We start from the raw sequence: 7022 nt of genomic DNA on the forward strand, positions 1-7022 counted from the left end.
GGGTGAGCCGATCAGAGGAAAGGGTCATTTCCCGCAGAGGTCATGCCGCGTCGGACGCTTTATCCGCGGGCAGGCGTTCCTTGACGAATCCGTGCAGCCCAAACCACCATTGCGCCGCGATAACGGCGCCCTTGGCTGGTTGCAGCATGCCCAGCATCATCACCAGCGCCAGCGGCACTAGAATAGCGGTCATCGCGAGTGGGCCGAGTTCGAAATCCAGCGAGAGCGCGACGATCAGCGGTGCGATCAAGTGGCCGGTGACGAGAATTGCGATGTAAGCGGGAAAATCGTCTGCCCGCTGCGGGGTGAGGTCAAGCGTACAGACCGCGCAGCGATCAAGCGGCTTCAGCCACTTGCGGAACAGGTGGCCTTCGCCGCAGCGAGGGCACTTGCAGCGAATGCCGCGTAGGGAGGCATCCCAGAAGCTGACTGGCAACAAGGCGGAGGAGCCGGAGGAAGAGTTCATCGCGCGCATGTAGTGCTTAACAAGCGGCGATGGAAGGGGAATTGCGGGGGATATGCCAGCTCATCCCCTGTACGCAATCCTGTAGAATGTTGTTGAAAACCGGTGGAGAGTATCAACTTTCCAGCTGGCGCAGCAGCGAGCGTACATCTCCGTCCATATCGGCATCGCGCGTGCGCAGTTCCTCGATCAAGCGAACCGCGTGAATCACCGTGGAGTGATCGCGCCCGCCGAACTTGCGACCGATCTCCGGATAGGAACGGGGGGTGAGCACCTTGGCGAGGTACATCGCCACCTGGCGCGGGCGCACTACCGCGCGGGCTCGCCGTTTCGAGCTCATTTCCGTGCGGTCGATGCGGTAGAACTGGCAGACCGTGCGCTGGATCTCATCGATGGTGATGCGCCGGCGGTTAGCTGAAAGAATGTCGGTCAGTTGTTCTTCAGCCAGCTGCAACGACACGGCTTGCCCCGTAAGCTGAGCATAGGCGATCAGTTTGTTGAGGCCGCCCACCAACTCGCGCACATTGCGATTGATGGTGCGGGCGAGAAATTCGATCACGTCTGCAGGCACTTCGATCGAGGCGAATCGCGTGAGGCGGTTTTCCAGGATCGCGCGGCGCAGTTCGATGTCGGCCGGTTGAATATCGGCGACGAGGCCCATCGATAGGCGGCTCAACAAGCGCTGTTCCACCCCGTCAAGCGATTGCGGCGCCCGATCCGCGGCGAAGACCAGGCGCTTGCCTTCGGCCAACAGCGCATCGATCGTATAAAGCAGTTCCTCCTGCGCGCTGGCCTTGCCGATGATGAACTGAATGTCGTCCACCAGCAGCAGATCAAAGCCGCGCAAGCGGGCCTTGAACTCGATCATCTGGTTCTGGCGCAGAGCCTGTACGAACTCCACCATGAAGCGCTCGGCCGAGCAGTAAAAGATGCGCGCATGCGGGTGGCTGGCCAGATAGGCGTGGCCGATGGCGTGAAGCAGATGCGTTTTGCCCTGCCCCGTCGCCGCCTTGAGGTAGAGCGGGGAGAACTGCGGCTTTTCGGCCGCCGCCATCCGCTGTGCGGCGTTGAAGGCCAGCACGTTCGCCGTGCCGGTCACGAAAGTCGTGAAGGTCTGCGAGGCGTCGATTCCGGCGGGGCCCTGTCCCAAAGAGGCGAATGCCTCACCCGCAAGCGCCGCTGATAGCGGATCGGTCGTTCCTTGCGCGGAATCATTGGCCGGCGCGCTGCCGGGGCGCCCGCCGCTACCCAGGCGCAGCTCCGGCAGTTGCCGACGGCCCGGATGAACGAGAATGCGCACATGCCGCACATCGGGGCGGGCGATCTTCCATGCCAGCGAGAGGCGATCCGCAAAGCGGTCCGATACCCAGTTGGCGGAAAATTCGGTGGGCAGATACAAGTCGAGCGTGCCGGTTTCCTTGCAGTAATTGCCCGGCTGGATCGGCTTGATCCATTGGCTATAGACTTGATGTCCCAGGTCCTTGCGCAAGCCCTGGCTGATGTCTGCCCAGTCGGCCGCCAGATTCACGGCTTCCTGATCCTCTTCCATCACCACTCGCACAGCCTTTGATTTCCTGTTCGCCTGATTTGCGCCTTGGCCCGATGAAGAAGTTGACACTGGCTCGAACTCCCCTGTCTGCCGCTCTGCCCCACGGCGCGCAGCAGAACCGGCTCTCATCGAAGCAGGGTAAAATCCACCCCCAACCGCAAGCGCATGCTTACGATCGTTGCTTTACACACTTTCGATGCTTCCCCGGCCAGTTCCGCAACGGCCGATGACCCTTTTGAAAGCGGTTCACGCCGCAGGCAATAGATGCCTGACCAAATAAAAAAAATTATCGCTGTTGACACACGGATCGCTGCCGAATTTTGGCGAAAATTCTTTTTATGATTTAGAATCAATGCTTTCTGCGTCGCAATGCGACGAATCGCTCGGTTTCCCTACGGTTGCCGAAATTAATAATGCAATGCAGCACGGAACGAAAAACGGAACCGGAGATTAACTCTCCGGTTCCGTTCCTGTTTCGTGCTGGATGCCGTTACCTGGGAACCGCTCCCGAGTATCGACTCAGGTTGCGACTCAGAGCGCGGCGACGCGCTTGGTCAGGCGCGACATCTTGCGCGCCGCGGTATTCTTGTGGAGCACGCCCCGGGCCACGCCCCGCGCCAGTTCAGGCTGGGCTGCCTTGAGTGCTTCGGCGGCGGCCGCCTTGTCGCCACCCGCCAGCGCCGCTTCCACCTTCTTCACGAAAGTGCGGATGCGGCTGACGCGATTGATATTGATTTCCGCACGGCGCTCATTGCGACGGATGCGCTTGCGGGCTTGCGGCGTATTGGCCATCGAATTTCCTCTGTCTGGCCGGCCAAGCTGTCACCGGGCGGCCCATTGCCTGTCGAATCTCGTAATAGCGAGCGGACTCGCCGAAAGCGCGCCCCTTAACGGTAGGACCGCCCTCCGTCAACCCGGCCGTCGGGCGTGAAACCGCCTATTTCTGGCACTTGTGGCACCAGAACGTGCTTCGCCCGCCCTGAATGAAGCGCAGAACCGGAGAGCCGCACCGGCAGGGCTGTCCCTCACGCCCATAGACTTGCCACGACGCGGCGAAATACCCCAGTTCGCCTGAAGGCTGCGCGTAATCGCGGATGGTGGAGCCGCCGGCCGCAATTGCTTCGCCCAGCACCTCGCGGATGGCGGAAACCAGCCGGGTGAGGGCGCGCGCCGAGACGCGCTCCGCCTCCTTGTCAGGTCGGATACCGGACCGGAACAGCGCCTCACACACGTAGATATTGCCCAGCCCGGCAACGATAGTCTGATCCAACAGCAGCTGCTTGATCGGGGCAATGCGGTTCCGGAAGGTCTGTTTCAGGTGCTCGGGCGTCAGATCGGGGCCGAGAGGTTCAGGGCCGAGCTGCGCGAAAGGTCCCCACGATTCGAGCGCGTCCGTCGCCACCAGGTCCACCGAGCCGAAGCGCCGGGCATCGTTGAGCGCAAGGGCGTGGCCTGCGCCGGTTTCGAGCACCAGATGATCGTGCTTATCGGGTTGTTCCGGCTCGATCCGCCAGCGCCCCGACATGCCGAGGTGGAAGACCATGGTTTGCCCGCGATCGGTATGAATCAACCCGTACTTGGCGCGCCGCCCCAGCGTGGTGACCCGGGCCCCGGTGAGCACCTGCACCAGGTCGACAGGGAAGGGACGGCGCAAGTCCGGCCGGTTGACCCGCACGCGCGCAATCCGCTCCCCTTCCAGGAAACGGGCAAGGCCACGCACGGTGGTTTCAACTTCGGGAAGCTCTGGCATGTGGCGCTGCGTTAGCGGGATTGATGGCGGCTGTCATGGGGGCGGGGATACGGCCAGTTGCGGGGCTGACGGGAAACCCCCGAAACTCTGTTGCTGGACACTTTTTCATTCCGACGGTGTTTTTCGGCCATTCCGGGGTGAACGGCCTGCAGCAACAATGTCGAACTTAGGAGTTCCGCCATTATCGACCGCAGCCTGTCGGAATCATGTGATTGTCGTCAGCATGGTTGTGCTTGGATAGAATGAAAGTTTAAGTTTGGTGGTCTACTAAGCACGAACCTTCTGAGGAGTGTGTGCAATGATGGATGATTTGGACGAAGAAGAGCGCAATCATCTTGCCACAAACATCGCTTGGCTTGAAAGCGCTGGCCCGGAAGACTGGCATCGGGTTGCACTGGATTTTAACTGGAGTAAGCCCCTCTACTTGCTGGATTGGATCGTCCGGCAGGCCGAGTGCGACGTAGCGACGGCACTGACCATTTTCTGGAAGGGGGAACCGGCGTACTGGCTCGACAAAGAGGGATTGAGTTCAGAAAGACCGAATGGCTTCTCCTATCTCAATAAGAAAATCTGCGCCTACATAGCAGGTCGTGTTGGCGCGGGAGGTTATACGCGGTCTAAGATTGCCTATGTTCCTGACACATGGATGAAGAAGGACTATGTCGACCTTGCGGCTGAAGAAAAGCGACTAGAAAATCCCAGCTTCCACGCCCATCCACACCTTATCCGCGAGCGCCGTGGTCACAGGGTCGTAAACGATGCGAAATTTTATTCGCGTTACCCTGAAGATTTTCGTCATTCCTTTGATTATGAACTTCCCGGTGACACTCCCCTGTCTATCGCAATTATGGAAAGTGTCAGACAGGTCGAACAAGCGGTGTTGCGCCTGCTTCCATCTTGGCTGCGGAGCTAAACCTACGTCCGGCAATCAGGTGAAAAGCGGCGAACCGCCCTCAATCGCGCAGCGGTGGCCATTGGCGCTTGGTATGAATGATGGTGAGAACCCAAATGGTGTCGCCGTAAATCTCATAGACCAATCGGTAACTGCTGTGCGGCGTGAGTTCGCGCGTTCCGGGCACTTCGCCTTCGTGGCCTAGCATCGGGAAATCGGCAAGTCGGGCAACGGCCTCACTGAACAGGTCATCAATCCTGACGGCAGCGGCGCCATCGCGCGCCAGGAGATAGTCCCATATATCGGCGCGGTCCTGGCGCGCCTCCGGCGTCCAGAGAACTTTCACGCTTGATTGGAAACGCGCGCGCGGCGGTTGGCGAACTCCGCTTCAACCTCGTCATTGCCATAACCTCGGTCCGCCTGCATCGACGTGCGAGCCAGAGCGACCTTGCGCTCGACAAAGGCGCTATGTTCACGCTTCATGCGTTGGCGCTCGACAAATTCCCGCATGAGTTCCCGCACGACCTGCGAGGCCGGTCGATGGAGGGCATCTGTCTCGGCCATGAAATCCGCCCGCAGATCGGCTTCCAGCTTCATCGTGAAAACGGCTTCCTTGGCCATGATCGCAACTCCGTTGAGTAATGACATGGTATATACATCATCACTACCAGGGCCGCAAGGCAGGCGGGCGTCCTTCAAAAACGTGTATGGATCATTCTGACGGAAATCAGGTGAATTACACTCACTACAGGATAGACGGCCACTGACGGCGTGCGTGCAACACGCGCAGGATGCGGACCTCATCGCCCGCCAAGTCATAGGCCAGGATATAGTTGCGATGCACAACCAACTCACGCGTCCTGGTCACACGACCGGGACGGCCCAACGCGGAATGCTCAGCCAAAGACGCGGATTTCCGCTCGAATAGTTCGTCCAGCTCGGCGGCCGCAGCCGGATTGTCGGCCTCGATCCGATCATAGATATAGTCGCGGTCCTGCGTCGCTTCGAGCGTCCAATAAACAGCTTTCATTCGGAATCGGTGAGCCGCTGCCGGGTAGCGGCGCGGCGTGCCGCGAACTTCGCTTCAACTTCCGCAGCCGCGATGAGCCGTCCGGCATTGGCGGAATCCAAGCCAATCTGAACTTGCCGCCGAAACCAGGCGTCATGCTCGGCCGCTTCACGCTCGCCAGCTACATAGGCCCGCATAAAATCGCGGATGAGTTGCGCACCGGTGCGGTCATGGGCCTTGGCGGCATCGGCAAAGGCGCTTTTCAGGGCTTCATCGACCCGGAAGGTAAACGTGGCTTCGCCCATGCTGAACAACTCCATGTGTTACAAGGAGTGTGCACAGTAGCACCACCAGTGTGAATGGGAAAGATTTTTGCGACGGCAACAAACGGGCTGGCAGCCAACCTGCTGCCATTCATGGATACACGGAAATCAGGCGATAGCCGCCAGGGTCCGCTTGCGAGGAAACAGTAGGCTTCTCGAATGTCCGCAATGTCGGCGCATCCGGGACGGCCGCTTCCGAACGAAAATCGCGATAGCTGCCGGAAGCATTGTCCTACTTGCCCCGGTTCTGCCAACGTCGAAATCGCTCTTTGAATCGTTGGATTTCTGTCCTGATGCCCTCCGGAGCACGCTTCACAAGGTGACACTTTGCTCCCTGGACAGTGTCAACCGTGTCAACCTGAGGTGTCACCATGTGAAGCGCGCTCCGGAGGGCTCGGCTGTTCACGGGAAGGTCGGCAATGTCGGCGAAGCAGTGGCCGATCGAATTTATGCCGCCGCTTGCCCCTCCCGCAGGCGGGTGAAGACCTCGCGCACGTCTTGGGCAAGAGCAGCGCCCGAATCATCCAGCATGGCGAAGGCCCGCCCCTTCATGCTGGGGTCCCAGAACTGCGCGAGATGCTCCGTGGTGGCCGCGATGGCCTCCTCCGGCCCCTTGGAGGCGAAGTTGCGCAGGATCTGTCCCGCCATGTAGGCAAGCCGCTCGTCAGTGCTCATCATGCTCGCACTCACTCGGCAGGCTCTTCTATGCGGCGGCTGTGTTCGGCCTGGGCGCGATAGCTCTTTTGCCATTCGGAGGGCCCGTTGGAGGGCATCACCTGCACGGCCGTCACCTTGTATTCGGGGCAATTGGTGGCCCAGTCCGAATAGTCGGTGGTGATGACATTGGCCTGGGTGTCCGGGTGATGGAACGTCGTGTAGACAACGCCTGGAGCTACCCGCTCAGTGATGAGCGCACGCAGCGTGGTTTCGCCAGCACGGCTGCGCAGGGAGACCCAGTCGCCATCGTGAATGCCGCGGTTCTCGGCATCGTGAGGGTGAATTTCCAGACGATCCTCGTGATGCCACGCCTCGTTCG

The 7022-nt window shown here is 60.1% G+C and carries 11 protein-coding genes; 1 reads left to right on the plus strand and 10 read right to left on the minus strand.

Annotated elements, in window-relative coordinates; all coding sequences use genetic code 11:
• Positions 1-40: 40 nt before the first annotated feature.
• From V7D69_RS09045 to mutM, 4 genes are all read right to left on the minus strand, one after another.
• The gene (locus tag V7D69_RS09045) at positions 41-466 is read right to left on the minus strand and encodes a DUF983 domain-containing protein (RefSeq protein ID WP_324063832.1); all 426 of its coding nucleotides are present in this window, start codon (positions 464-466) and stop codon (positions 41-43) included.
• A 112-nt stretch (positions 467-578) separates the two neighbouring features.
• Positions 579-2012 (minus strand): chromosomal replication initiator protein DnaA, encoded by a 1434-nt coding sequence (dnaA, locus tag V7D69_RS09050; protein WP_333605615.1) that lies wholly within the window; start codon positions 2010-2012, stop codon positions 579-581.
• Positions 2013-2543: 531 nt separating this feature from the next.
• On the minus strand, positions 2544-2804 hold the full coding sequence (gene rpsT / locus V7D69_RS09055; RefSeq protein ID WP_324060796.1) for a 30S ribosomal protein S20: 261 nt from the start codon (positions 2802-2804) through the stop codon (positions 2544-2546).
• Between the two features lie 145 nt (positions 2805-2949).
• Positions 2950-3762 (minus strand): bifunctional DNA-formamidopyrimidine glycosylase/DNA-(apurinic or apyrimidinic site) lyase, encoded by an 813-nt coding sequence (mutM, locus tag V7D69_RS09060; RefSeq protein WP_333605616.1) that lies wholly within the window; start codon positions 3760-3762, stop codon positions 2950-2952.
• A gap of 298 nt (positions 3763-4060) precedes the next feature.
• Here mutM and V7D69_RS09065 point away from each other — a divergent pair, with 298 nt between their 5' ends.
• Positions 4061-4675, plus strand: coding sequence for a DUF4274 domain-containing protein (locus tag V7D69_RS09065; RefSeq protein WP_324060794.1), 615 nt, complete (start codon positions 4061-4063; stop codon positions 4673-4675).
• A 40-nt stretch (positions 4676-4715) separates the two neighbouring features.
• Here the strand turns inward: V7D69_RS09065 and V7D69_RS09070 are convergent, their stop codons facing one another.
• The 6 genes from V7D69_RS09070 to V7D69_RS09095 form a co-directional block, all read right to left on the minus strand.
• Positions 4716-5000: a type II toxin-antitoxin system RelE/ParE family toxin gene (locus V7D69_RS09070; RefSeq protein ID WP_324060793.1), complete on the minus strand. Its 285-nt coding sequence runs from the start codon at positions 4998-5000 to the stop codon at positions 4716-4718.
• Positions 4997-5275 (minus strand): antitoxin of toxin-antitoxin stability system, encoded by a 279-nt coding sequence (locus tag V7D69_RS09075; protein ID WP_324060792.1) that lies wholly within the window; start codon positions 5273-5275, stop codon positions 4997-4999. Before V7D69_RS09075 ends, V7D69_RS09070 begins: the two co-directional genes overlap by 4 nt.
• Before the next feature lie 124 nt (positions 5276-5399).
• A complete protein-coding gene (locus V7D69_RS09080; RefSeq protein ID WP_324060791.1) occupies positions 5400-5684 on the minus strand; it encodes a type II toxin-antitoxin system RelE/ParE family toxin in 285 nt (94 codons plus the stop codon).
• Complete coding sequence (locus V7D69_RS09085) at positions 5681-5968, minus strand: CopG family ribbon-helix-helix protein (RefSeq protein ID WP_324060790.1); 288 nt, start codon at positions 5966-5968, stop codon at positions 5681-5683. Before V7D69_RS09085 ends, V7D69_RS09080 begins: the two co-directional genes overlap by 4 nt.
• A 465-nt stretch (positions 5969-6433) precedes the next feature.
• Positions 6434-6676, minus strand: coding sequence for a formate dehydrogenase subunit delta (locus V7D69_RS09090; RefSeq protein ID WP_333605617.1), 243 nt, complete (start codon positions 6674-6676; stop codon positions 6434-6436).
• Positions 6673-7022: molybdopterin dinucleotide binding domain-containing protein (locus V7D69_RS09095; RefSeq protein ID WP_333605618.1), on the minus strand; the 350-nt coding region annotated here is incomplete at its 5' end. The genes V7D69_RS09095 and V7D69_RS09090, both read right to left, overlap by 4 nt.

Source organism: Novosphingobium sp. (genome assembly GCF_036733805.1).
In the GTDB taxonomy this organism is placed as follows: domain Bacteria; phylum Pseudomonadota; class Alphaproteobacteria; order Sphingomonadales; family Sphingomonadaceae; genus Novosphingobium.